At 57.9% G+C, this 22,630-nt stretch carries 25 protein-coding genes; 13 read left to right on the top strand and 12 right to left on the bottom strand.

Annotated elements, in window-relative coordinates:
* The first annotated feature begins 5 nt into the window (after positions 1 to 5).
* The 5 genes from CR155_RS13230 to CR155_RS13210 all read left to right on the top strand — a co-directional run bounded on the left by CR155_RS13230 (position 6) and on the right by CR155_RS13210 (position 5,458).
* Positions 6 to 1,643: an arylsulfatase gene (locus CR155_RS13230; RefSeq protein WP_102070513.1), complete on the top strand. Its 1,638-nt coding sequence runs from the start codon at positions 6 to 8 to the stop codon at positions 1,641 to 1,643.
* A gap of 35 nt (positions 1,644 to 1,678) precedes the next feature.
* On the top strand, positions 1,679 to 2,653 hold the full coding sequence (locus CR155_RS13225; RefSeq protein WP_199171757.1) for a formylglycine-generating enzyme family protein: 975 nt from the start codon (positions 1,679 to 1,681) through the stop codon (positions 2,651 to 2,653).
* 110 nt (positions 2,654 to 2,763) lie between these two features.
* Positions 2,764 to 4,038 carry a 3-isopropylmalate dehydratase large subunit gene (locus tag CR155_RS13220; RefSeq protein WP_102070511.1) on the top strand — a complete coding sequence of 425 codons (1,275 nt, stop codon included), beginning with the start codon at positions 2,764 to 2,766 and terminating at the stop codon, positions 4,036 to 4,038.
* Complete coding sequence (locus CR155_RS13215) at positions 4,038 to 4,571, top strand: LeuD/DmdB family oxidoreductase small subunit (protein ID WP_102070510.1); 534 nt, start codon at positions 4,038 to 4,040, stop codon at positions 4,569 to 4,571. Before CR155_RS13220 ends, CR155_RS13215 begins: the two co-directional genes overlap by 1 nt.
* Before the next feature lie 29 nt (positions 4,572 to 4,600).
* Entirely contained in the window at positions 4,601 to 5,458 is an 858-nt protein-coding gene (locus CR155_RS13210; RefSeq protein WP_102070509.1) for an isocitrate lyase/PEP mutase family protein, read from the top strand.
* A 17-nt stretch (positions 5,459 to 5,475) separates the two neighbouring features.
* Here the strand turns inward: CR155_RS13210 and CR155_RS13205 are convergent, their stop codons facing one another.
* Together CR155_RS13205 and CR155_RS13200 are read right to left on the bottom strand one after the other, a co-directional pair.
* Complete coding sequence (locus CR155_RS13205; protein WP_102070508.1) at positions 5,476 to 6,243, bottom strand: GntR family transcriptional regulator; 768 nt, start codon at positions 6,241 to 6,243, stop codon at positions 5,476 to 5,478.
* Positions 6,244 to 6,251: 8 nt separating this feature from the next.
* Positions 6,252 to 7,220: a Bug family tripartite tricarboxylate transporter substrate binding protein gene (locus tag CR155_RS13200; RefSeq protein ID WP_102070507.1), complete on the bottom strand. Its 969-nt coding sequence runs from the start codon at positions 7,218 to 7,220 to the stop codon at positions 6,252 to 6,254.
* Between the two features lie 238 nt (positions 7,221 to 7,458).
* Between CR155_RS13200 and CR155_RS13195 the strand changes: the two genes are divergently transcribed.
* The 4 genes from CR155_RS13195 (at position 7,459) to CR155_RS13180 (ending at position 11,802) form a co-directional block, all read left to right on the top strand.
* A complete protein-coding gene (locus tag CR155_RS13195; RefSeq protein WP_102070506.1) occupies positions 7,459 to 8,352 on the top strand; it encodes a LysR family transcriptional regulator in 894 nt (297 codons plus the stop codon).
* A 168-nt stretch (positions 8,353 to 8,520) separates the two neighbouring features.
* A complete protein-coding gene (locus tag CR155_RS13190; protein WP_102070505.1) occupies positions 8,521 to 9,714 on the top strand; it encodes a CaiB/BaiF CoA transferase family protein in 1,194 nt (397 codons plus the stop codon).
* Positions 9,714 to 10,679, top strand: a complete 966-nt coding sequence (locus CR155_RS13185; protein ID WP_102070504.1) for a hydroxymethylglutaryl-CoA lyase — start codon at positions 9,714 to 9,716, stop codon at positions 10,677 to 10,679. The genes CR155_RS13190 and CR155_RS13185 overlap by 1 nt, the downstream gene beginning before the upstream one ends.
* A gap of 157 nt (positions 10,680 to 10,836) precedes the next feature.
* A complete protein-coding gene (locus CR155_RS13180; protein ID WP_102070503.1) occupies positions 10,837 to 11,802 on the top strand; it encodes a Bug family tripartite tricarboxylate transporter substrate binding protein in 966 nt (321 codons plus the stop codon).
* Between the two features lie 3 nt (positions 11,803 to 11,805).
* On the opposite strand, the gene CR155_RS13175 is transcribed toward CR155_RS13180, so the two are convergent.
* From CR155_RS13175 to CR155_RS13160, 4 genes are all read right to left on the bottom strand, one after another.
* Positions 11,806 to 12,666 (bottom strand): LysR family transcriptional regulator, encoded by an 861-nt coding sequence (locus tag CR155_RS13175; protein ID WP_369406183.1) that lies wholly within the window; start codon positions 12,664 to 12,666, stop codon positions 11,806 to 11,808.
* Positions 12,667 to 12,706: 40 nt separating this feature from the next.
* Entirely contained in the window at positions 12,707 to 13,171 is a 465-nt protein-coding gene (locus tag CR155_RS13170; RefSeq protein ID WP_102070501.1) for a nuclear transport factor 2 family protein, read from the bottom strand.
* Positions 13,172 to 14,092 carry a pyridoxamine 5'-phosphate oxidase family protein gene (locus tag CR155_RS13165; RefSeq protein ID WP_102070500.1) on the bottom strand — a complete coding sequence of 307 codons (921 nt, stop codon included), beginning with the start codon at positions 14,090 to 14,092 and terminating at the stop codon, positions 13,172 to 13,174.
* Between the two features lie 62 nt (positions 14,093 to 14,154).
* Positions 14,155 to 14,766, bottom strand: a complete 612-nt coding sequence (locus CR155_RS13160) for a glutathione S-transferase family protein (RefSeq protein WP_102070499.1) — start codon at positions 14,764 to 14,766, stop codon at positions 14,155 to 14,157.
* 261 nt (positions 14,767 to 15,027) lie between these two features.
* On the opposite strand from CR155_RS13160, the gene CR155_RS13155 reads away from it, so the two are divergent.
* Positions 15,028 to 15,363 carry a YegP family protein gene (locus CR155_RS13155; RefSeq protein ID WP_102070498.1) on the top strand — a complete coding sequence of 112 codons (336 nt, stop codon included), beginning with the start codon at positions 15,028 to 15,030 and terminating at the stop codon, positions 15,361 to 15,363.
* A gap of 133 nt (positions 15,364 to 15,496) precedes the next feature.
* Positions 15,497 to 15,958 (top strand): methyltransferase family protein, encoded by a 462-nt coding sequence (locus tag CR155_RS13150; protein ID WP_102070497.1) that lies wholly within the window; start codon positions 15,497 to 15,499, stop codon positions 15,956 to 15,958.
* Positions 15,959 to 15,981: 23 nt separating this feature from the next.
* On the opposite strand, the gene CR155_RS13145 is transcribed toward CR155_RS13150, so the two are convergent.
* Positions 15,982 to 16,446 (bottom strand): carboxymuconolactone decarboxylase family protein, encoded by a 465-nt coding sequence (locus CR155_RS13145; RefSeq protein WP_102070496.1) that lies wholly within the window; start codon positions 16,444 to 16,446, stop codon positions 15,982 to 15,984.
* A gap of 121 nt (positions 16,447 to 16,567) precedes the next feature.
* Positions 16,568 to 17,533: an aromatic alcohol reductase gene (locus CR155_RS13140; protein WP_102070495.1), complete on the bottom strand. Its 966-nt coding sequence runs from the start codon at positions 17,531 to 17,533 to the stop codon at positions 16,568 to 16,570.
* Between the two features lie 347 nt (positions 17,534 to 17,880).
* Here CR155_RS13140 and CR155_RS13135 point away from each other — a divergent pair, with 347 nt between their 5' ends.
* Entirely contained in the window at positions 17,881 to 18,834 is a 954-nt protein-coding gene (locus tag CR155_RS13135) for a LysR family transcriptional regulator (RefSeq protein ID WP_102070494.1), read from the top strand.
* 159 nt (positions 18,835 to 18,993) lie between these two features.
* Here the strand turns inward: CR155_RS13135 and CR155_RS13130 are convergent, their stop codons facing one another.
* The gene (locus tag CR155_RS13130; RefSeq protein ID WP_102070493.1) at positions 18,994 to 19,455 is read right to left on the bottom strand and encodes a carboxymuconolactone decarboxylase family protein; all 462 of its coding nucleotides are present in this window, start codon (positions 19,453 to 19,455) and stop codon (positions 18,994 to 18,996) included.
* Positions 19,456 to 19,464: 9 nt separating this feature from the next.
* Positions 19,465 to 19,881: a cupin domain-containing protein gene (locus tag CR155_RS13125; protein WP_102070492.1), complete on the bottom strand. Its 417-nt coding sequence runs from the start codon at positions 19,879 to 19,881 to the stop codon at positions 19,465 to 19,467.
* A gap of 87 nt (positions 19,882 to 19,968) precedes the next feature.
* On the opposite strand from CR155_RS13125, the gene pdxR reads away from it, so the two are divergent.
* A complete protein-coding gene (pdxR, locus tag CR155_RS13120) occupies positions 19,969 to 21,381 on the top strand; it encodes a MocR-like pyridoxine biosynthesis transcription factor PdxR (protein ID WP_102070491.1) in 1,413 nt (470 codons plus the stop codon).
* 45 nt (positions 21,382 to 21,426) lie between these two features.
* On the opposite strand, the gene CR155_RS13115 is transcribed toward pdxR, so the two are convergent.
* Together CR155_RS13115 and CR155_RS13110 are read right to left on the bottom strand one after the other, a co-directional pair.
* A complete protein-coding gene (locus CR155_RS13115; protein ID WP_102070490.1) occupies positions 21,427 to 21,726 on the bottom strand; it encodes a HigA family addiction module antitoxin in 300 nt (99 codons plus the stop codon).
* 11 nt (positions 21,727 to 21,737) lie between these two features.
* Complete coding sequence (locus tag CR155_RS13110) at positions 21,738 to 22,016, bottom strand: type II toxin-antitoxin system RelE/ParE family toxin (RefSeq protein ID WP_102070489.1); 279 nt, start codon at positions 22,014 to 22,016, stop codon at positions 21,738 to 21,740.
* Positions 22,017 to 22,630: the final 614 nt, after the last annotated feature.

The following is a 22,630-nucleotide window of genomic DNA, read 5'->3' as shown; positions in this document are numbered from 1 at the left end:
ACGCCATGAACCAAAACGACATACGCAAGCCCAATATCGTGCTCATCCTGAACGATGACATGGGTTATTCCGACATAGGTTGCTACGGCGGCGAAATCCAGACCCCCAACCTGGATCGGCTGGCCGCGAACGGACTGCGGTTCACGCAGTTCTACAACACCGCGCGTTGCAGCCCCTCGCGGGCATCGCTGCTAACGGGCCTGCATCCTCACCAGACCGGTGTGGGTGTGCTGACCTACGACATGGGCCCGGAAGGCTATGCCGGAAACCTGGGCAAGAACTGCGTGACCATTCCGCAGGCTCTAAAGGCCAGTCAGTACAAAACCTACATGAGCGGCAAATGGCATGTGGCCAGCAGCCTTACGGAGCCTACCGACACCTGGCCGTTGCAGCGCGGGTTCGATGAGTTTTTCGGCACCATTATTGGCGCCGGAAGCTTCTACGACCCCAACACCTTGACGCGAGGCAATGAAAACATCGAGCACGAAGCCCGGGACAACAAGGACTTCTTTTATACCGACGCCATCAGTGATCAGGCCGCAACCTATATTCGCGAGCATGCTGGCCAGCACCCGGATCAGCCGTTCTTCGAATACGTCGCGTACACGGCCCCGCATTGGCCCCTGCACGCGCACGACGAAGACATCGCCAAGTACAAAGGCCGTTTTGACAAGGGTTGGGACGCCTTGCGTGCCGAAAGACTCAAGCGCCTGGTCAGTGAAGGCTTACTCAAGCCTGAGTGGGCGCTGTCCGACCGGGACCCAAGCCAGCCCGCCTGGACAGAAGCACAAGAGAAGGCCTGGCTGCTGCGTTGCATGGAAGTCTACGCGGCGCAGGTCGATCGCATGGACCAGGGAATAGGACGCATCATCACCGCGCTCGAAGAAACCGGCCAACTCGACAACACCCTGGTGATCTTCTTGTCGGATAACGGCGCCTGCGCAGAAGATATCCCGGAGGGCGTCACGGTGGACGAACTCGTCAACAAGCTTATGATTGCCAAAGCCCGCACGCGCGCCGGCGAAGAGGTTCATTTCGGCAATAATCCCGGGCTCATGCCGGGACCGGAAAACACATATCAAAGCTACGGCGTGGCATGGGCCAACCTTTCAAACGCGCCGTTCCGCCTGTACAAGCACTGGATTCACGAGGGCGGCATATCGACTCCGTTGATCTGCCACTGGCCCAACGGCATCAAGGAGAAAGGTGGAATACGCCACGCTCCAGGCTACCTGCCCGACATCATGGCGACCTTGCTGGACATCACCGACACCCCTTATCCGCAATCGTGGGAAGGTACTCGGGTGGCGCCGCTTGAAGGAAGCAGCTTGCGCCCACTGTTCGACCGGGATGGCCTGGAGCGTGCGCCCTTGTTCTGGGAGCATGAAGGCAATGCTGCCGTTCGCAGCGGCAAGTGGAAGCTGGTTCGCAACTACCCCAAGCCATGGGAGCTCTACGACATGGAGGCAGATCGTACGGAACTGAACGATCTGGCCAGCCAAGATCCCGTGCGAGTCAGGGAGATGACTGCGCAGTACGAGGCGTGGGCGGCCCGTTGCGGCGTTCTTCCAAGAGAAAAAGTATTGGCCATGATGAAAGAGCAAACATCAGAACCCGCCTTCTGGGAAAAAGAGGACGACTGACGGCCATGGGCGGCGACGCGCGCAAGCCATGCTGCATGCCGCGGCAGCAATCGGCCCATGCGGCTGGAACCGACGGCGGGCGCTTGCCTGCCAGCACGAACGCTGATACATCGCAGTGTGTGCAAGCTGGTCAGGCGGGCGGTACGATGCGCAACACCAGCGACGGTCTGATACGGGTCCGCCGCCAGCAATTCCTGATGGGTTCCTGCGATCCGGACAGTTTTCCGGATGATGGCGAAGGTCCTCCACGACTTGTCACACTGGACTCCTTTCATATTGCCCCTACCGTCGTCACCAACAGCCAGTTTTCCGATTTTGTACGCGACACGCGCTACATGACCGACGCTGAACGGCTGGGCGCTTCCTTTGTCTTTCAGGGCCAGCTTTTATCCCAGGCTGACGCCGTGGCGCTCCCAAGGCCTCGCGGCCTGCCATGGTGGCGGGTTGTCGAAGGCGCGTCCTGGCAGCGTCCCGAAGGACCCGGTTCGCATATTCATGAGCGCCCCGGCCATCCCGCCGTGCATATTTCCTGGTTCGACGCGCAAGCCTACTGTGCCTGGTCCGGACAACGGCTGCCTACCGAGGCGGAATGGGAATGTGCCGCACGTGGCGGCCTGCACGGCAAACGCTACCCATGGGGCGACGAGCTGCTGCACGAAGGCCAACCTCGATGCAACATCTGGCAAGGTGCTTTCCCCAACGAGCCGGCAGCCGGCTGGGTCGCAGGCCCCATGCCCGCCCGGTCATTCGAACCGAATGGCTACGGCTTGTACAACGTGGCGGGCAATGTGTGGGAATGGTGCGTCGACGCCTTCACGCCGCATTACCACCGGGTCACCGGTATAGACAACCCTGCGTTCCTGGATGATACCGGTCGCCGCTCCATGCGTGGCGGGTCATTCCTGTGCCATGTTTCTTACTGCAACCGTTATCGCGTAGGCGCGCGCAACGGCAACACGCCCGACAGCGCGGCGAGCAATTGTGGATTCCGGGTTTGCGCGATGGGGTGAAATCGGGTTTGAAATACGAGGTCGAGCAGTTGCGTCCATCATCCCAGCTTGTATTGTTATAAGTACATCTCTACAATCAAAGCCATGCCTCTTTTTTCTGAAGGATTCCCATGGCTGCGCAGACCCTAGCTCAGAAATTGATTGCCCGAGCCTGTCACCGCGACTCGGTCGCCGTCGATGAAATCGTCACATGCGACGTGGATCTGGCCATGTTTCATGATTCCAGCGGTCCAAGGCGCCTCAAGCCCATGCTCGAGAAGATCGGCGCCCGCATCTGGGACAAATCCAAGGTTGTCCTGGTCATGGATCACTACGTACCCGAAGAAGATGATGATTCGCGCCAGATCCTTAAAATCACCAGAGACTGGGCGCAGGAGCAGCAACTTCCCCATGTGTACGACTCGATAGGCATCTGCCACGTGGTGTTGCCTCAGAAGGGACACCTGCGCCCCGGCATGTTTTGCGTTGGCGGCGACTCGCATTCGCCAACGGGCGGTGCATTCGGCGCGTATATGTTCGGTATCGGCAGCACCGAAATGCTCGGCGTGGTGGCTACGGGAAAGATCTGGGTCCGGACGCCCCCGACTATCGCAATGCAATGGTCGGGTCGATTGGCCGAGGGCGTTACTGCCAAGGATATGATGCTGCACATGACAGGCCTTTATGGCACGAACGGCGCCAACTACAGCGCCGTCGAGTATATGGGCGAGGCGGTAACCGCCTTGTCCATGCAGGAACGCATGACCTTATCCAACATGAGTGCCGAACTGGGGGCTCAAGTGGGCTTGATTGCGCCCGATCGGGTCACCATGGATTACTTGAAAACCATGGGGGTGGAGGCTGATGTTGACCTGAGTTACTGGAAGACGGACGAAACGGCCGAGTGTGAAATAAGGACGTTCGATGCCGCTGGCCTGGCTCCCATGGTCGCCGCACCTCACAGTCCTGAAAATGTGCATCCCGTGGGCGATTTTACTGACGTTGCCGTCCAGGTCGCTTATATTGGCGCCTGCACCGGTGCCAAGCTGGACGACCTCCGGGCCGCAGCGCTGGTACTGAAAGGTCATCGTATCGATTCAGGCGTTCGCCTCATGGTGGCACCGGCCACCCTGCGCGATCAGCAGGATGCGCAAAATGAAGGAATCATGGATATTCTGGTCGACTCAGGTGCGCAGGTGTTCGCAACCTCTTGCGGGGCGTGCTCAGGCTACGGAAACGCGCTGGCCGGAGCGTCCAACGTCATTTCAAGCACGGCGCGCAATTTCAAAGGCCGCATGGGCTCGGCCGATACAAGTGTTTATCTCGCATCGCCCTACACCGTGGCCGCTTCAGCTATCACAGGCCGCATAACCGACCCCCGGATCATCCTGGCGGAGCGCAAATAATGGAAAGACACCGTATCTGGCGGGTGGGCGAAAACATTGATACAGACGCCCTGGCGCCCGGGGCTTATATGAAAATGGACCTGGCCGATATGGCCGGCCACTGTCTGGAGAGCCGCTATCCGGGCCTGGCCGATGCCCTGCGCCCCGGCGACGTGATTGTCGCAGGAGCGGGCTTTGGCATTGGTTCGTCGCGTGAACAAGCTGTCGGCGTGCTGGTGCAGCTCGGCGTAAGAGCAGTGATTGCACCGTCCTTCAGCGGGCTGTATTTTCGCAATGCCTTCAACCTGGGTCTTCTGGCCATTGTTTGTCCGGAGGCAGAACAGATACCTGAAGGCAGCGAGGTCGAGATCGATACCGAAGGATCGGTCTTGCGTCTTTATGATGTCAAAGCCGATGGCGGCGGGCGACCCTCGAAGATACTCGCTTGTCAGAAAATTCCGTCGTTTCTTGTGGACATGGCCGCTGCCGGCGGGCTGCTGGCTCAGCTGCAACGCAAATTTGCGACTTCCTCATCGATTTCGATTCCCAATTAAACACATCGAAACACAGCTCATAAAAACTGATGAAAACTTTGAAACCTCTTTTGCAAAATTCGTCGTGCCTGCTGGTGCCCGGCGTCTACGACTCTTTGTCAGCGTTGATTGCCGAGCAGGCGGGCTTCCAGGCGGCATATCTATCCGGGGCGTCCATTGCCTACACCCGGCTGGGTCGCTCCGATGTTGGCCTGACAACCTACACCGAGGTCGAGCAGACCTTGTCGCGTATCGCTGATCGTGTCGACCTGCCCATTATTGTCGATGGCGACACCGGCTTTGGCAATGCGCTGAACGTGATGCGCACCGTCAAGGGATTCGAGAAAGCCGGCGCGGCAATGATACAGCTGGAAGATCAGACCTTTCCCAAGCGTTGCGGGCATTTGTCGGGAAAGTCCGTCGTGCCGATTGCCGAGATGTGCGGCAAGCTGAAGGCCGCGCTGGACGCCCGACGTAGCGACGACACACTGATTCTTGCACGCACGGACGCCGTGGCGGTCGAAGGGCTGGACGCAGCGATGGACAGGGCGCAGGCCTATCTGGAGTGCGGCGTGGATGTACTGTTCGTCGAAGCGTTGCGAACAGAGACGCAGATGCGCCAAGCCTGCGCGCGGTTCAAGGGCAAGGCGCCTTTGTTGGCCAATATGGTGGAAGGCGGCATGACGCCGGTGCACTCCGCCAGCGAGCTGGGTGAGCTGGGCTTCAGCATTGTCATTTTCCCCGGAGGCGCCGCCCGTGCCGCGTCGCATGCTCTACAGAGCTACTATGGCTTGTTGCAACAGAGTGGCTCGACAGCAGGTTCGGCCGGCGCCATGCTTAATTTCGACCAGCTCAATGAACTGATCGGTACACCCGCGCTTTTGGAGCAGGCGAAACGCTACGAGTGATCCGACTGTTTGGGGGCTTAGCGGCTGTCGTCGACCGTCCAGCCGTCTACCCCTCTTGAGCGCTTGTTGGAAAGCGCCATGCGGTATTCAAAATGCTCAGGCGTGTAGACAGCCACCAGATATTCCACGGGCCTGCCCTGCGTGTCGCGGTTCAGGCGCTTGATGCACAGCAATGGCGACGAGATTGCTACGTTGAGCGCTTCGGCGTGGTGAGCATCAGCCGCGGTGGCGGTAAATGACTGTTCTGCGGACCCCAGGCGTATTCCCAGCCCCCTTAGAAGCGCCTGCAAAGGTGCGCGCGTCATGTCTTCTTTGGTATAGCGCCGTCCAATATCCTCTGGGACGTAAGTCACCAAGTAGGAGAATGGAACCTTGTTGTGATAACGGACACGAATCGCCTTCTGCACCTTGCTGTTGGCGGGCAGCTCAAGCTGATGCCTGGCCATTTCATTGGCCATTTCATAGCCAAAGCCGAGGACGCGTGCCTGGGTGCCGGTGCCCATCTTGTCGAGGTGTGCCACCAGCTTGTTGATGTCTGCCCGCAAGGGCTGAGCCGCCATATTGCCAGGGACCGGAAAAGTGCCAGACCCCTGGCGCCGTTCCACCAGCCCCTCGCGCTGCAGCAGCTCCAGGGACCGGCGCACGGTAAGGCGGGAAACCTTGTATTGCTCTGCCAGGGCGTTTTCCCCCGGCATCGCTTTGTGCTCGACATACTGCCCACTTTCTATTGCGTGCTTGAGCAGGCGATAAATCTTGTAATAACGAGGCGTCGGATTGTCGATCATGTTTTTGGTCAGTCGGCTGTAACTCCGGTGAATTTTACGACCTCGGCGTAGCGTTTGATGTCTTCAGAAACGAATTGCGCAAACTCTTCGGGAGTATTCGTTACAACTTTGCCGCCTTCGGGCTGGATCAGTTTGACGAAACCTTCCCGTTTGGCGCCTTCCCTGACTGCCTTGTTAAGTTGGGCTACACGCTCTGCGGACATGCCGGCGGGCCCGAACATGCCGAACCAGGCCTTGGATGAGAACCCGGCTACCGTATCGCCGATGGGTGGCGTGGAGGGAAATTGTTTCATGGGCTCGGGGCTGGTCACGCCAAGAAACTTGACGCGATCACTGCCGACCAACGGCATCACATTCACCGCACTGGCAAACATCAGGTCGACCTGTCCGCCGACCAAATCCTGCAGGGCAGGCGCAGTGCCCTTGTAGGGCACCGACAGGCCTTCTATGCCGGCGTCCATTTCGAAGCTTGCCGTAGCCATATGCAAGGACGATCCCACCCCACCAATGCCAAACGAATACTTGCCCGGCTCTTTCTTGGCCATCGCGATCAGACTTGCGACATCGGAAGCAGGAAAGTCCTTCCGGGCCACGAGTACGCTGGGCACCTCCGCCAACAGGCTGATGGGCGTGAAGTCTTTTTCCGGGTCGAAGGGCAGCTTTTTATACAGGCTTGCGTTAACCGTGAAGCTGGTAAAGCTGACCAGCAGCGTGTTGCCATCCTTGGGTGCGCGGGCCACAGCGTCTGCGGCAATATTTCCGCCGGCGCCCGGCCTGTTCTCCACGATGACAGTCTGGCCTAGAATTCCCGTCATTTCCTGAGCGATGCCACGGGCCACGCGGTCAGTCGTGCCTCCGGGCGAGGCGCCGACGACAAGTTTCAGCGGCGGCTGGTCGGCGACCGCCAGTGCTGGAATGGCTGCGGAAAAAGTCAGAATTGCGCCCAGCAATGTGACGCCTGCGTATCGTTTATGCATCCCCAATCTCCTCTCGATTATGTATGGGCAACGTTGCACGTAATCATATACATGTATTGATAACAATACAACTATCGAAAGCCCGAATAACCGACTGTCGTGATTATCACTAAACCTGCGCTGGATAGAGGCTATGCTGATCGGCAGCTCTCCGATACCATGTATTCCTTCGGTAGTCGGATCACCGACATCCACTGACCCCGGCGACTGCCAGGCGGAACGCTCCGATCCATAGCTCATGAAATACGACATTCAAACCCTGAAGATTTTCCTTGCCGTCGCCCGCGAAGGTTCAATTGCCCGCGCTGCAGCCAAGGAGCATACCGTCGCATCGGCCGTCAGTAAACGCATCTCTGACCTTGAAAAAAGCCTGGCGACTACACTCCTGTACCGCCACCGACGCGGCGTGAAGCTTACGCTGGCGGGCAGCGAATTGCACCAGTACGCAACGCGCATCTTGGCCGAAATGGCAGGCCTTGACAGCGCAATGGGCAACTATGCCAACGGCGTCAGGGGCCAGGTGAGGCTGGTGGCAAATACGTCGGCCATCGTCCAGTTTCTACCCTACGACTTATCCAGCTTCTTGAAACTCCATCCGACAGTCAAGATCGATCTCGAAGAACACACCAGCGATGCCGTCCACAAGATGGTCGCAGGCGGATCGGCCGATCTTGGCATTATGGTGCCGCAGCGTCCTCTGGATGGACTGCACGCCTGTCTTTACCGTGCCGATGAGCTGATGGTGCTGATGCCGCCCGATCATCCTTTAAGCAAGCAGGGCTCGCTGCGTTTCGCCGAAACGCTCGGCTACGACTATGTGGGCTTGCCGCGGGGCTCTTCGTTGTGCAACACCATGGTCACCGCGGCGCAAGAATTGGACCTGCCCCTGCGTCTGCGCATCCAGGCCACCAGCTTTGATGGTTTGCGACGGATGGTCGCGCTGGGCCTGGGCATAGGCATATTGCCGCACGGCAGCGTCGAGCCATTCCTGCAGACTGAAGGACTCGTCGCCGCGTCTCTTGATGAACCGTGGGCGCGCCGGGAACTGATGCTGGTGCGCAAGTTTCAGGACGCCTGGCCCATGTTGCCCCGCCTATTGCACGAACATTTGCGCCGCGCTGGCGAACCATAGCAAAGCATGGGCCGGCCACGTCCACCTTGCCATCTCCTATCGCGATGGCTCGTGTTCCAAAGTATTGCTTCACAGAGCCGTTGCAGGTTCTTATGATGATGTGCAAACGTGTCCGGTCTTTATCAAACCAGCACGCACTCTCCCCGATATTTACTGGATCATCAACCTATGAATCAACGACCCCTGGACGGCATACGTGTTATCGAAATGGGCAGCCTGATCGCAGGCCCCTTTGCCGGAAAAACCCTGGGCGATTTTGGTGCCGACGTCATCAAGATAGAACCTCCCGGCCAGGGCGATCCCCTGCGGTCCTGGCGGACGCAAGAGGGTGAAACCTCCATGTGGTGGCATGTGCAAGCCAGAAACAAGAAGTCCGTGGCGATAGACCTGCGCAAGAAGGAAGGGCAGGCGCTGGCGCGCAAGCTCATACTTGAAGCAGATGTAGTGATCGAAAACTTCCGGCCAGGCACGCTCGAGAAATGGGGAATGGACTATGAATCGCTCAGCAAAGAAAATCCAGGTCTGATCATGCTGCGCATCTCCGGCTACGGCCAAAGCGGCCCCCTGCGCGACCTGACCGGCTACGGCGTGGTTGCCGAAGCCATGGGTGGATTCCGCCATATCACAGGGGTGCCAGGCGAGGCGCCGGTGCGTCCAGGCATCAGCATCGGCGACTCACTTTCCGCCTTGCATGGGGTAATAGGCATCATGATGGCGCTCTACCACCGGCTGGCGAACTCTGGCAAGGGCCAGGTCATTGACGTGGCCCTATACGAATCGGTATTCAACATGATGGAAGGTGCAATACCCGAATTCGACCGCCTGGGGACCATACGCGAACCCGCTGGCAGCGCGCTGCAAGGCGTCGCCCCCACCAACGCCTACCCGGACAAGGATGGAAGGTATTTTCTGATCGCCGGAAACGGCGACAGTATCTTCCCACGCTTGATGTCATTGATTGGAAACGAGGCATTGGGCCGCGACCCTGCACTGGCCCGCAACCCCGGGCGCGTGGCCAACATGGCGCGCATAGACGAGGCGATCGCTGCCTGGAGCAGCCAGCGCAGCATGGACGAAGCGCTTGAAGAGCTGGCCAAGGCGGGCGTGCCGGCCGGCAAGATATTCACCGTCAAGGATATCGTTGAAGACGAACAATACCGCGCCCGCGAGATGATACGCGAGATCACGCTGGACGATGGCTCCAGGCTCAAAGTGCCGGGCGTGGTGCCCAAGCTTAGCGCGACGCCAGGAGCATTCGAAGGCGGCGGACCACAGCTCGGCCAGCACACCGTAGAAGTGCTGCGCAAGCATGGCCTGGAGTCAGCCGATATTGAACAACTCAAAGCCCTGGAGGTGATCTGATGGTTCAGCAGCGACCACGCCGTATCCACATACACGACGTCGCCATGCGGGACGGTCTGCAGATCGAACCCAACTTCGTGCCCACCGAACAGAAGATCGCCCTGATCAACGCCTTGTCGCGCACAGGAGTCTCGAAGATCGAGGCCACATCGTTTACCTCGCCCAAGGCTATTCCGGCGTTGCGCGACGCGGAAGAGGTCATGATGGGCATAGAACGCGCGCCCGGCGTGAAATACGTTTGCCTGGTCCCCAATATGCGGGGGGCTCAGCGCGCCATGCAATGCGGCGTGGACGAGATCAACCTGGTAATGTCGGCCAGCGAAACCCACAACCTGGCGAACCTGCGCATGACACGCGAACAGTCGCTGCGCGTGCTGTCGGAAATCACCGCCGAGCTGCAGGGGAAAATCGACATCAACATCTCGATCTCGACGGCGTTCGGATGCCCGATGGAAGGCATTGTGCCCTCCGAAGACGTCCTCCGCCTCGGTGACCGGTTCGCCGCGCTTGGCGTACAAGGCATCACGCTATGCGACACCACCGGAATGGCAAATCCAGCCCAGGTCGAAGCACTGTGCACCGGCCTGGCGCAGCGCTGGCCCCTGGAGCTAACGCTACATTTTCATAACACGCGCGGGATGGGGCTGGCCAATGTGATCGCGGGCTTGGCTACCGGCATCGATCGCTATGACAGCTCATTGGCCGGCCTGGGCGGGTGTCCGTATGCTCCCGGCGCAACAGGCAATATCTGCAGCGAAGACCTTGTGCATATGCTGGACAGCATGGGGCTGCAGACGGGCGTCGACCTGGATCGTCTGGTATTTTGTGCAAAGCAGATGGCCGAGATGGTTGGACACGATGTACCTGGCCAGGTCATGAAGGCCGGCCGCTGGGACAAGCGCTTTCCCGTCCCGCCAGATCTCGAGCTGACGCGCGAGCGCGCACTGGCCCGCGATGCCCACTAAGCAACATCGAAGCATCATTTCAAGGAGCGCAGTAAAAAAGTAGCGATAACTAGTGTTGTAGACAGATTAGTGTTATAGACAGATCACCCAGCAGCAAATACGAAGCAATGGCAAAGCATACTGCCAGCCTTGCAAACAATAAGCCAAAGGAGAAGACATGCTCAGCAAACGCGTTACCAAGATTCTGGCCCTGACCCTAAGTACTATCGCCTATACGACTGCCCATGCAGCCTATCCGGAAAAACCCGTAACCATGATCGTGGGCTTCAGCCCCGGAGGCTTTACCGATGTGGTGGCGCGACTGGTCAGCAAAGAGCTGGAGCAGCGTCTGGGTCAAAGCTTTGTCGTTGAAAACAAGCCCGGTGCCGCTGGGACGATCGCCGCCGACCAAGTTGCCCGCTCGCAGGCTGACGGCTACACCTTGCTGATGGGGCACTCCAATTCCAATGCCACCGCCCCCGCCTTGTATAAGAGCCTGCCTTACGACGTCAACACCAGCTTTACGCCGATTGCCATGGTGGCGAGTACACCCCTGATACTCACTGCCTCCAACAAGCTCAATGTGAAGAACATGCAAGAGCTCATGGCGCTCGCCAAGAAAAGGCCCCTGAACTATGCATCGTCGGGGGTGGGCAGTTCCCAGCACCTGGCGGCAGCGCAGTTCTCCAAGGCGACCGGCGTCCAGATGACGCATATTCCCTATAAGGGCAGCGCCCAGGCGCTCACTGACCTGATATCGGGCGAAGTGGACTTCAACGTAGATTCTCCGCCGCTGATGGTGCCTAACATCAAGGCAGGAAAGTTGGTGGGTATTGCCGCTGTCAGCCCGGAACGCCTGCCGCTGCTTCCGGATGTACCCACGATGACCGAGGTGGGCTACCCTGGAGTCACCATGGGCCAATGGTTCGGCATCCTCGGACCCAAAGGCATGCCTGATGACGTCACGCAGCTTCTAAACAAGAATATCAACGAAATACTGCAGATGCCGGCAGTGAAAAAGGTACTGGGCGATAAAGGCGCCGTCGCTGGCGGCGGCTCACCATCCGACTTCGCCAAGCAAATCCGCGAGGACACCATCGCCATCCAGAAGGTAGTTGATGAGGCGGGCATCAAGATCGAATAAGTACTACTCCCCCCGCAACCTCGAAACCGCCAAATCCACAAACGCCCTGACTTTCGCCGATGCCTGCCGCCCCTCTGTATAAAGGACGTGGATGGGCAGCGGCGGCTCTTCATGCGCCGCGAGCACGATCTGCAGTTTGCCATCTCGCAATGCCGGATCGATCTGGTAATGAAGTACTCTGGTCACAGCCAAACCGGCTACGGCGGTTGCAATGGCCGCCTCGTTGGTATTGGACTGCAGCCAGTTCGGGAGCGTCACTCTTTGATCGCCCGCGAATCGCCATTCTGGCGACGCCCATGCACCTGTGGATGCCGCAATGCGATGGTTCTTGAGGTCGGCGGGCGATTCCGGAATACCGTACTCTTGGAAGTAGGCCGGGGAACCGCATACGACCCGCCGTACCGTGCCGACCTGAATCGCTGAAAAGCTGGAGTCCTGCAGGTGTCCGATCCGGATGGCCACGTCAATTCCTTCGTCGATCAGGTTTACCGGCCGGTCCATGGATAGCATCCTGCCGTTGACTGTCGGATAGCGCTTCAGAAACTCGTGCAGAATGGGCAGGACGTACATCTGTCCGAACAGCATGGGGGCCGTGATGGCGAGCGTTCCGGTCGGGACGGCATAGGAACCGGCTGCGGCGGTCTCGGCTTCAACGATGTCCGCCAGGATACGTTTGCAATCGTGCAGGTAGCGCCTTCCGGGCTCGGTGAGCCTCACCGAGCGCGTCGTGCGCACGAACAGGCGTGCGCAGATCACGTCTTCGAGCGCAGCAATTGCCCGCGTCACGGCCGGCGCACTCATGTGCAACTGACGCGCCGACGCCGCGAAGCTCTCTGTTTCTGCCACCTTTACGAAAATCCGCATTGCCTGCCAGCGATCCAACTTTGTGCCTCCCGCGTTCTGATCAAAAGCCGAAATGGCTCAGACCGGGATGATCATCGGGGCGGCGCCCGAGGGGCCACCGGAACTGCCGGTCTGTTTCACTGATCGGGTGTTCGTTGATGCTGGCGTGCCGCTCGCGCATTCGCCCATCCTCGGCGAACTCCCAGTTTTCGTTGCCGTAGGCACGATACCACTGTCCGCTGTCATCTCGATATTCGTAGGCAAAGCGCACCGCGATGCGGGTTCCGTTGAATGCCCAGAGTTCCTTGATAAGGCGGTATTCGAGCTCACGGTTCCACTTGCGAGTGAGAAAACCCACGACTTCCGCGCGACCTTTCACGAACTCGGCGCGATTGCGCCAGCGCGTGTCTTCGGTGTAGGCCAATGAAACTTTCGCCGGATCGCGGCTATTCCAGCCATCTTCCGCGAGACGGACTTTCTCGATGGCGGTCTGCGTATTGAACGGGGGTAGAGGGGGATTGGGCATTCAGGTTCTCCTGGGAAGGTTCCACCGCAGCGCAAGCGCGGCACGACGACGCACGATCCGGCGTGCACGGAAGGTCCAGAGTCGCTCGGCACCTTTGACTGCGGCGATCGCTGGGGAGTCCATAATGACTTCTGCATCGCCCGTCATCTGCAATACGTCGCCACGTTCGTAATCGACGAAGATGAGCCCCGCCTTGCCATTGAGGATGAGGTTGCCGAGCGTCGCGAAGAAGCCGTTGCCGTTGAAGTCTGGAATGGTAAGCACATCGTCGTCGCCGACCTGCACAAAACCGGCCTTGCCACCGCGGTGCGAGACGTCCGCCTGGCGGCGACTTTTCCGGTCGGCATACGAGGCAACAAAAAACGCGTCGGCCGTCTCGATCAGCGCACGAGCGGGTCGGTCGAGCTGGACGAGATCCTCCGACCGAGCGGTGAACGGCTCATCGGGGTCGCGCGCAAAATCGAAATCGCGCAGCTGGATGTACCGGGGACAGTTGCCGAAGCTTTGGTCCACTTCGACCCGCAGGCCGTCCTCGGTGCTTGCAACGATGCCGTTCATGCGATTGCGGCGGCGCGTGTGCATTTCGATGCCGAGAAGCCCGATGGAAAGTCCAGCCTGCAGGCCGGCACCTGCGGGATCGCTTTTGTCGGCACGCGCGGCGATATCCAGGATCGTTGGTGTCGGCGAAGCCATGAAGCCGGGCTTGCCGCACAGTATCGTGGCCCACGCGTCGTTGTCAGGATCCACGCTTCCCAGCACAATAAAGGGCAACTGCGCGTAGAAGTCGCGATGCTGGTCGGGCATGTGGTCGCGCACGACCCGCTGGCCGACAAGGCGCATGCGATCGAGCACGCCAGATTTCTCCTGGATAAAGGTTTCGCCCGCGTGCCACGTTGGCAACTTCGACAGTCTGTTGGCCATTTCAGTGTCCTTGTTGGCTCGATCCAGACGCTCGCACGTTGCCGACGCGGCGAGCAACGCTGTCACGCCGCGAGCCCGGAAGGAGTCTGGGCGAACGGCACGAAATTTGGCAGTGCCTCGATTCTACGCAAAAAGGAGTTGACCGCCGGATATCCCCCGAGTGCGACGTTCCCTTCGGGAGCCCGCGCCACGTAGCTGTAGATGGCGACATCCGCGATGGTCGGATGTGCTCCGACCAGCCAGTCGCGTCCGGCCAGGTGGTGTTCCAGTTTGTCGAGAAGAGCGTGCGCCCGTGCGATGACCTCCTCGGGGTTGTACTTCGCGCCGAATACCGTGACCAGGCGGGCTGAAGCGACGCCGTACGCCAACTCGCCAGCCGCGACGGAGAGCCAGCGCTGCACAGCCGCCGCGCCCTGAGGATCGTCGGGTAGCCAGTCGTTGCGGCCCGCCTTTTTGGCAAGGTAGATAAGGATCGCGTTGGAGTCGGCGATAACGACGCCGCCGTCGTCCAGGACGGGGACCTGGCCGAACGGATTAAGCGCCAGGAAGTCGGGCTTCTTGTGCGCGCCGGATCTCAGGTCGACTTCGATGAGTTCATGGGACAGCCCGAGCAGCGACAGGAACAGGCGAACGCGATGCGAGTGGCCGGAAAGCGGGTGGTGAAAGAGTTTCATGACGTAGCTCCGATGATGGCGTACCAATTTTGGCACCGTTCATGAAGTCTAAATTAGGTCACGGTGTATGCGGAATCCATTGATTCGACACTTCTTAATTTCATTTGGAGAAATAATCGTACGGTTTTGTGTTCGCTGTGCCGTTGCTGTGGGGGCAGGGCTATCCGAAGGTATAACACTGTTCGTCACCAGAACCTGATACTCTTATTCGACCCTTGCCGCATAAGGGGGTCAACTCATCTGTTCCAAAGGAGCATGTTCATGACCGGAAAATTCGAAATATATAAAGACAAAGGTGGCGAGTTCCGATTCAGGTTGAATGCCAGCAACGGGGAATCAATTCTTACCAGCGAGGGCTATCAGACCAAAGCATCATGTCTGAGTGGCGTTGAGTCCGTAAAGAAGAATGCAACGAACGACGCACACTTCGAGCGCAAGCAGGCCTCGTCTGGAAAATACATGTTTAATCTGAAGGCGACAAATGGGCAGGTTATCGGTACGAGCCACCTCTATGAAGCCGAGGCAGCACGTAACCAGGGCATTTTTTCAGTAAGCGAAGATGCGCCAGGCGCATCGGTCGTGGACAGCGTGGCCTAAGGCCAAGCAGGTGGTGTAGCCAGGCGACCGCGTAGCGGTTCCTGCGAGCGGCTAATTATTGCCGTGGCTCTTGTAAGCACTCTCGCTAAATGCATGCTTGTTTTACCCGATATTATTCCAGTTGGAGACAGGTATGAATTCTCTTGAGCTAGCCGTTCCGCCACCCATTATTATGCTCGTGACCGCTCTGATCATGTGGCTGATTTCCGTCCTTCTACCGGGGTTTTTTCTGCCGTCACTCAGCAGCGTTTTAGCGGCGGTTATCATCAGCCTGATCGGGCTCGGCATCAGCATGGCAGGCATCATGGCCTTCAAGCAGGCGCAAACCACACCCAATCCAAGAAACCCGGGAGCTGCATCAACATTGGTCACATCCGGTGTCTATAGTTTTACGCGAAACCCGATGTACCTGGGAATACTGCTGATGCTGATCGCTTGGGCGGTATTCCTGGGCAACGCCTTGTCGCTGCTGTTTGCTTTCGCCTTTGCACTTTACATTCATCGGTATCAGATCCGGCCCGAAGAGCGATTTCTTCAAGAAAATTTCGGTGCTGATTTTACGTCGTACAAGGCGAGGGTCCGGGCTTGGATATAGGCCCGGTCGAAACGGCATCGAACTCAAGCAGCCTTTCTTGTCGTATCGACAGGGTGTTGAGAGCGGAATCCTACGGCGAGGCGGTTCCATACGTTAATCGTGCCGATTGCCACGGTCAGCTTCGTCATTTCAGCCTCAGAGAAGAAGTCGCGCAGCGGCTCGAAGTCAGCGTCCGGTGCACGAGTTTGAGCAAGATTGGTCAGCGCCTCGGTCCAGGCGAGAACTGCCCGTTCGCGGGGGGTGAAGACCGGCGACTCTTGCCAAACGCTGACCAGGTTGATCCACTGCTCACTGAGGCCGTCTCGACGCGCTTCCTTGACGTGCATGTCCACGCAGTAGGCGCAGCCATTGATCTGAGAGGCTCGCAGTTTTATCAGGTGAAGTAGCTGATGGTCCAGCCCGGACTCTTCCCTTACATATCTATCGAGCTCGGCGACCGCCCTGTAAGCGTCGGGCGCCGCTTTCGGGAAATCGAGACGTACTTGCATGGCTATACTCCTTCATTGGGCAATAAGCGATAAATTACCGCATTTCGTTCAACTCGAAACCCTTGGTCTAGCGTAAGTACAGGAAGCATAAGCCAGATCCGCAGTTACGCTGGGCTGCCGCTTAGTGCTGCCCCGGCTGGCTTGAGGCCACCGCCTTCAAATGGCGTTGCAACCATGACCTGACATCGGTCGTCGGAATAGAACGGCTTTCGTTGTAAGTGAGTGCTTTGTCCCACCACATCCCATCGCCCAGTGCGAAAGCTGTCCGATACCGGGCCATGACATCGTCCGGATGTCGGGCCAGCGCATCCTTCAGACGTTCATTTGTAAGGAGTTCGCGGTTGAACCGGGCGTCCGTCACCTCTTCCACGATATCTGCAAGTGTTCCGTACGAAAGGGTATCGCTGGCAATGTAGATAATCTGATTTGCAATACGGGGCTGTTCCAGCACGATTTCCGTAGTGAGCCGTCCGATGTCCTCGGGTGTGGTAACCGTAACCTTGGTTTCCCAGGTGCCCAGGCCATGGACTGTCCTGGTGTTGAAGTCGACGACACCGAAGGCCGGTTCAAACAGAAAGCTCGTGAACATGCCGGTGGAAACAATGACCCACTCGGTCTGGTCCTGTGACCGCAGCAGCGTTCTAACGTCGTACTGTTCATCAAAGACGGGTTGCCCGCTGCCTTTTCCGACGATGTCGTAGTCCACACCAAACTGCCATGGAAAATATCGGCGTACCTCTGCAGCGAGCGCGGCACGTGTCACTTTCATTTGAGTGCCCGGACCTGCAACAAAACCCGTGCAATTAATGACGGTCCGAAATCGCTTGAATACTTCGGTCAGCTTCTCTTCTGCGCACGCGGATAGGTCGAAGGGCAGAAGCTCAACGCCCAGGCCGAGCAGCTCGGCAGTTGACTGTTTGTCCAATGCGTTGCGCGATTCCATGGATTTGGGCGAGATTAGAACTGTCAGCGGTGTTTCTGCTTTCTTTCGACGGGGCGCCAGCTCCCGCAGTACGGCCATGCCTAGCTGACCCGCGCCAAGTACGAGCATGTGTTCAATATCCACGTCGGTGTGGTGTTGATTCATGGTTGTATTTCCTTTGCTTCGAATGTTTGCGTCGGTCGAATGGCTTTAACTTGCTTTCTTGCAAGGACGCTTCCACGCTCCCGGATAACTCTCCAGCCCGACGATGGAATTAATCTATTCCATATTTCTGCATAATCGTCACGCTTCTGCTGACTTCATCTTTCCAGAGCAGATCCGGAGCTGCCTTGAGACAAGTGTATCGATGGATTGGGGCTCCGATAAAGTCGTACGTATTGGTTTTAATATTGCAAAAAATGGAATAATATGGCGATCTGGACGGCTTTCCATTCACGCATTCATAGCAGGCCCGACCTCCCGGACCGGGCTCTTTATCTGGAGATTCGAACGTGGACAAACTTCGGGCCATGCGTATATTTGTGCGCGTTGTTGAAATGAATGGTTTCGCCAATGCGGCAAATGGTCTTTCCATGCCGCCCTCGACCGTAAGCAGGGTGATAAAGGATCTGGAAGCGCATCTTGGTGCTCGGCTGTTGCAACGAACCACGCGCACACTTAGCCTGACGCCCGACGGCATTCTTTATTATGATCACTGCCGGCGAATCCTCAGCGAGGTCGATGTGGTCGAGTCCTCGTTGTCTGGCAGCACTGTGCCGCCACGCGGAAAACTGCGTGTGGACATGTCGCCTTCCTTGGCTCGACGGGTTATTCTGCCGTCTATCAAAGACTTTCAGGGCCAGTATCCCGATATCGATCTCATTCTGACCCTGGGAGATCGTCCGGTCGATCTGGTCCAGGAGGGAATCGATTGTGTGCTGCGGGCCGGCATACCCGAATCATCGGCGGTGTTGGTGGCCCGCCGGATCGGCAGCTTTGAATGGGTGACTTGTGCTTCGCCCGAATATCTGAAAAATCACGGCGAGCCGAAATCCCTGGAAGACCTGAAAGCTCACCGCTTGGTTCAGTTCCTGTCCGGGCGGACCGGACGCTCGGTTGATTGGCGCTTTCTTGTCGATGGCCAAGAGCGTACCGTTCGCGTGTCCGGAAATCTTGCGGTCAACGATACCGACGCGTATGTCACCTGTGGCTTGGAAGGTCTAGGCTTGATCCGGATAGCGAATTTTATAGCCCGGTCATATCTTCAAGATGGACGCTTGGTGAGCATTCTTGGATCATATGGGGCGCCCGAGGTGCCGTTATCCATCATGTACCCTCAGAACCGCCATCTTTCGCCAGCCGTCCGCGCGTTTGTCAGTTGGGTCGGCCAGCTGGTACGCCAGGTGGAACCCGCGTGGCGTTTGGCCCATTATCGCGGCACTTCGGCGCGATTGCAGATGGGGTAAACTTCGTTCCAGGAACGTTCGGCGCTTCGCGGCAAAGCCCTTGGTGAAGGTTGAAAATTAGAGAAGGTTGCCGGATTGGAGGGCAAGTTTCCATAGCACGAAATCCTGGCGGTTGCACAGTCCGTGGCCACCGGCAAGCGCTGCCGTGCACCGGCAATGTCAGTCAACGATGGTGGCAGCCAATACGGATTCGGGTGTACGGCGAAAGCTGATGGCGAGCCGGTTGAAGGCATTCATCAGGCCGATGGCCACCGTAAGGTCAGCCAATTCTTTCTCGTTGAACACCGCCGCCGCGGCGTTGAATTCATCGTCAGGCACTTGGGTTTCCGCGACGCGGGTAACGGACTCAGCCCACGCCAGCGCAGCCTTCTCGCGGTCGCTGAACAGTGGTCCCGCCTCTTGCCAGACCTGCACCAGCGCAAGCTTTGCAGGTGTCACGCCTTTCTTGATCAGATCATGTGTATGCATGTCCAGACAATAGGCGCAGCCATTGATCTGGCTCACGCGCAGATAGACCAGCATGACGAGTACATCCTCCAGCCCCGATTGCACGACATAACCGTAGACGCCGCCAAGTGCCTTCACACCGCCGGGCGATGCTTTGGTGTAATCCAGTCTCATCTCGACCTCCTACTTATCATTGATGGTCAGTTTTTTGTCGTCGGAATCGACGACAAATACGGCAAGCAGCTTTGCCGGCTCGGTCTTGCTGGCATTGCGGCTAACCGGATGGCGGGAGCCAGGCTCCTCGTAAAAGCTCTCCCCCGCCTTGTACACCTGCTCCGGATCGTCGTTCACTTTACTGACAATGCTGCCCGAAACGACGTATGCATAGATGAAGGCCGACTTGGCATGGGCATGAGGATGCGAGGCTTCTCCAGGTGGGTAAAGCACTTCCACGGCAATGAGAGATTTGCCCGGAATGTTGGGTATCGCCTTTTCTAAATTCGGCTTGGCCGTAACGCCGACACCATCGGCCGCGGCAGCCCCGGTAAAGGCCATGCCCGCAGCCGCTACGAGAGGAAGAAGAACGCGATGAAGTTTCATGATCTGCTCCTTAAAGGGTAGAATCATGATCGATTATCAGTTCATAAAAAAGAACCAAAAACACCAATTTTTAATGTACTACGCGCCATGAACCACCTGGATCTGAAGCTTGACCGTGCGGCCGGAATTTCGTTGGCCGAGCAGATTCGGCGGGGTATCGTCGGTGCAATCGAGGGCGGGGTACTGGTACCTGGCGCCCGGCTGCCATCATGGGTGGACTTGGCCGTGCAGTTGGGCGTGGCTCGCGGCACGGTCAAGACGGCGTATGAGCGGCTAAGCGATGCGCAGATGGTCGTCTCATCGCGTGCCGGCGGAACCAGGGTCGCTGGCCACACTGCCGTCCTGCGTCCCATTACTGGAAATACGACGTCCATCGATACGGATCTGCGTTCCGCCTTATACCAGCATTTCCTGCCCGGCCCTGCGGTATTTCAAATGGGTGTTCCGGCATCGGATTGTTTTCCAGTGTCGTTGTTCGCACGGCTGCGATCGCGTGCGGCACGCGAAGAAGTCGACGCGCCGGCGACCTATCCCGACCCGCGAGGCGAATATGAACTTCGACGCGAGATCGCGGCGCACTTGGCCTTGTCGCGCGGCGTTGAATGCCAGCCTTCGCAGATTTTCATTTCCGCGGGTTTCTCAGGGGCGCTCGGCATTGTGTTGCGGGTGCTACAGGCCGAGGGCCGAAAGGCCTGGGTGGAAAACCCGGGTTTTCTGCTCAGCCGCAGGGCATTGGAGATTTCGCAGCTCACGACGGTACCCGTTCCGGTGGACGAAGAAGGCATGGATGTCAGCTACGGCGAAGCATACGCACCCGACGCGGCGCTGGCTTTGGTAACCGCGGGGCAGCAGGCGCCTTTAGGCCCAACATTATCGCTCGCTCGGCGCGTTCAACTCCTGGAATGGGCACGACGAGCGGATGCCTGGATCATCGAAGACGACTACCTGGGCGAACTCCAGTTGAGACGCCGCGCGGCTCCCGCATTGGCATCGCTGGATCGGGCGGGCCGGGTGATTCATATCGGGTCTTTCAGCAAGACGATCAGTCCGTCGCTGCGGCTCGGATTTGCCGTCGTACCGGCCAACCTGGTATCCCGATTCGAGGAAGTCGTTGCCTGTTTCGCCTCCGCGCCTGGGCCCGCCGTGCAAATGGCAACCGCCGAATTTATGCGGGAAGGGCACTATATGCGGCATTTGCGTCGCATGAAGCGCATCTATGCTACCCGAAGCAATGCACTACTGGCCGCTCTGGAAGCCAGGGGGTTCGAGGCCTATCCGGCTGGGCTTGCCGCGGTCGTCAGGCTGCCTGATGGCGCCGACGACACCACGATAGCTCGGGAAGCCTATGCCTACGGGCTTGCACCCGCAGCGCTATCAGGAATGTATTGTTCTCCGTCCACACAGCGATCGGGACTGCTTCTGGGTGTGGCGACAGCGATTGAACGGCAGCTTCCGAATGCTTGCGATCGCCTGCATCATCTGCTGCGGGAATTTTCTTAGTTTTACTCGTGCCATCAGGCCAATGCATCAATGTCCCGAGATCAGCTATACGTGCTCGTGTTCCAGAGGCTGAATTTTGGCAAGCACATCGGCCAAGGCATCTTTGGCGTACGCTTGATCGTAGCTTAACTGTAGGCCGGTCCAGAATTCGTCAGAGGTACCGAAGTAACGCGATAAACGCAGCCCGGTGTCGACAGTCACGGCACGTTTACCCGCCACAATCTCGCCGATGCGCCTTTGTGGCACGCCGATCTCTTTAGCCAGCCGGTATTGGCTGATGTTCATTGGCTTCAGGAACTCTTCCATCAGGATTTCGCCAGGGGTGGGGTAGGGTACGGTGCGCATAGTCGTCTCCTTTAGTGGTAGTCCACGATTTCGACGCGCTCGGCGTCATGGCCGGTCCAGACAAAGCAAATGCGCCATTGATCATTGATGCGTATGCTGTATTGTCCTTTTCTGTTGCCTTTCAGCTGCTCAAGCCGATTATCCGGCGGGATCCGTAGATCTTCGATCCGGGCGGCCCGCTCCAGCATGGCCAACTTGCGCATCGCTACCGTTTCAATATTGACGTAACGGGCAATTCGAGTGCCTTGGAACATGGCTTCAGTGTCTCGGCAAGCAAAGGACTTGATCATGCTGAATGCTAACGCAATTCGTTAGTAACGTAAAGAGATAGTATTTCAGCTGAAGAAAGGTCGATTGGTAGTTATCCCGACTTTCCAGCTAACTGGTCTTCGCTCTCATTTTGTTATTCTTGGCGAACTAGCCACAAAGTTGGAGGTCTGTCTTTGCCGCAGGCTTTCGTTTCAACTGGAACCGAATCACGGCGCCATCTGTCATCACATATCACGCCGGGGCGATCAAGATCGCCCAGTTCGTCGCCGGGGCTCTAGCAAAATCAGCAAGCTTGTCGTCGTCCATGAGGTAGTATCCAGTCAGCGTGAAAAGGCTACTCAGGATGCCCATGTCTAGTATCTTATGAATGCGATGGCAGTTTTATTGCGTGCAACAAAGTGTTTGATGTGTACTGGGCGCTTGGAACCGAGCTCGCGCCGGAATTTAGCTGTTTACGGGACGACACCGAGTTCAAATTTTGATCTCTTATGTAGTGATTTTCAATCATCTGGTGTGACCACCCTGAATCCATGGAAAGCTTAATGATCAACAAAAACATGAATTGCTTGAGTTCGCTGGCATCGTCAATACCTGGAACCTTTTCTTGTTTGCCACTTTAACGCATTACTTCCCT

This window comes from Pollutimonas nitritireducens (assembly GCF_002849615.1).
In the GTDB taxonomy this organism is placed as follows: domain Bacteria; phylum Pseudomonadota; class Gammaproteobacteria; order Burkholderiales; family Burkholderiaceae_B; genus Pollutimonas; species Pollutimonas nitritireducens.
Note: the sequence above shows the minus strand (reverse complement) of the source record. Positions and strands in the feature narration are given on the sequence as shown.

What these genes read in the sequence shown, in the direction of transcription:
- CR155_RS13175 (WP_369406183.1), bottom strand. Translation starts at nt 12,666, where the DNA reads ATGCGGATTTTCGTAAAGGTGGCAGAAACAGAGAGCTTCGCGGCGTCG.
- CR155_RS13190 (WP_102070505.1), top strand. Translation starts at nt 8,521, where the DNA reads ATGAATCAACGACCCCTGGACGGCATACGTGTTATCGAAATGGGCAGC.
- CR155_RS13185 (WP_102070504.1), top strand. Translation starts at nt 9,714, where the DNA reads ATGGTTCAGCAGCGACCACGCCGTATCCACATACACGACGTCGCCATG.
- CR155_RS13130 (WP_102070493.1), bottom strand. Translation starts at nt 19,455, where the DNA reads ATGAGACTGGATTACACCAAAGCATCGCCCGGCGGTGTGAAGGCACTT.
- CR155_RS13110 (WP_102070489.1), bottom strand. Translation starts at nt 22,016, where the DNA reads ATGATCAAGTCCTTTGCTTGCCGAGACACTGAAGCCATGTTCCAAGGC.
- CR155_RS13150 (WP_102070497.1), top strand. Translation starts at nt 15,497, where the DNA reads ATGAATTCTCTTGAGCTAGCCGTTCCGCCACCCATTATTATGCTCGTG.
- CR155_RS13140 (WP_102070495.1), bottom strand. Translation starts at nt 17,533, where the DNA reads ATGAATCAACACCACACCGACGTGGATATTGAACACATGCTCGTACTT.
- pdxR (WP_102070491.1), top strand. Translation starts at nt 19,969, where the DNA reads ATGAACCACCTGGATCTGAAGCTTGACCGTGCGGCCGGAATTTCGTTG.
- CR155_RS13195 (WP_102070506.1), top strand. Translation starts at nt 7,459, where the DNA reads ATGAAATACGACATTCAAACCCTGAAGATTTTCCTTGCCGTCGCCCGC.
- CR155_RS13125 (WP_102070492.1), bottom strand. Translation starts at nt 19,881, where the DNA reads ATGAAACTTCATCGCGTTCTTCTTCCTCTCGTAGCGGCTGCGGGCATG.
- CR155_RS13155 (WP_102070498.1), top strand. Translation starts at nt 15,028, where the DNA reads ATGACCGGAAAATTCGAAATATATAAAGACAAAGGTGGCGAGTTCCGA.
- CR155_RS13230 (WP_102070513.1), top strand. Translation starts at nt 6, where the DNA reads ATGAACCAAAACGACATACGCAAGCCCAATATCGTGCTCATCCTGAAC.
- CR155_RS13170 (WP_102070501.1), bottom strand. Translation starts at nt 13,171, where the DNA reads ATGCCCAATCCCCCTCTACCCCCGTTCAATACGCAGACCGCCATCGAG.
- CR155_RS13145 (WP_102070496.1), bottom strand. Translation starts at nt 16,446, where the DNA reads ATGCAAGTACGTCTCGATTTCCCGAAAGCGGCGCCCGACGCTTACAGG.
- CR155_RS13205 (WP_102070508.1), bottom strand. Translation starts at nt 6,243, where the DNA reads ATGATCGACAATCCGACGCCTCGTTATTACAAGATTTATCGCCTGCTC.
- CR155_RS13160 (WP_102070499.1), bottom strand. Translation starts at nt 14,766, where the DNA reads ATGAAACTCTTTCACCACCCGCTTTCCGGCCACTCGCATCGCGTTCGC.
- CR155_RS13210 (WP_102070509.1), top strand. Translation starts at nt 4,601, where the DNA reads ATGAAAACTTTGAAACCTCTTTTGCAAAATTCGTCGTGCCTGCTGGTG.
- CR155_RS13200 (WP_102070507.1), bottom strand. Translation starts at nt 7,220, where the DNA reads ATGCATAAACGATACGCAGGCGTCACATTGCTGGGCGCAATTCTGACT.
- CR155_RS13180 (WP_102070503.1), top strand. Translation starts at nt 10,837, where the DNA reads ATGCTCAGCAAACGCGTTACCAAGATTCTGGCCCTGACCCTAAGTACT.
- CR155_RS13115 (WP_102070490.1), bottom strand. Translation starts at nt 21,726, where the DNA reads ATGCGCACCGTACCCTACCCCACCCCTGGCGAAATCCTGATGGAAGAG.
- CR155_RS13165 (WP_102070500.1), bottom strand. Translation starts at nt 14,092, where the DNA reads ATGGCCAACAGACTGTCGAAGTTGCCAACGTGGCACGCGGGCGAAACC.
- CR155_RS13220 (WP_102070511.1), top strand. Translation starts at nt 2,764, where the DNA reads ATGGCTGCGCAGACCCTAGCTCAGAAATTGATTGCCCGAGCCTGTCAC.
- CR155_RS13225 (WP_199171757.1), top strand. Translation starts at nt 1,679, where the DNA reads ATGCCGCGGCAGCAATCGGCCCATGCGGCTGGAACCGACGGCGGGCGC.
- CR155_RS13215 (WP_102070510.1), top strand. Translation starts at nt 4,038, where the DNA reads ATGGAAAGACACCGTATCTGGCGGGTGGGCGAAAACATTGATACAGAC.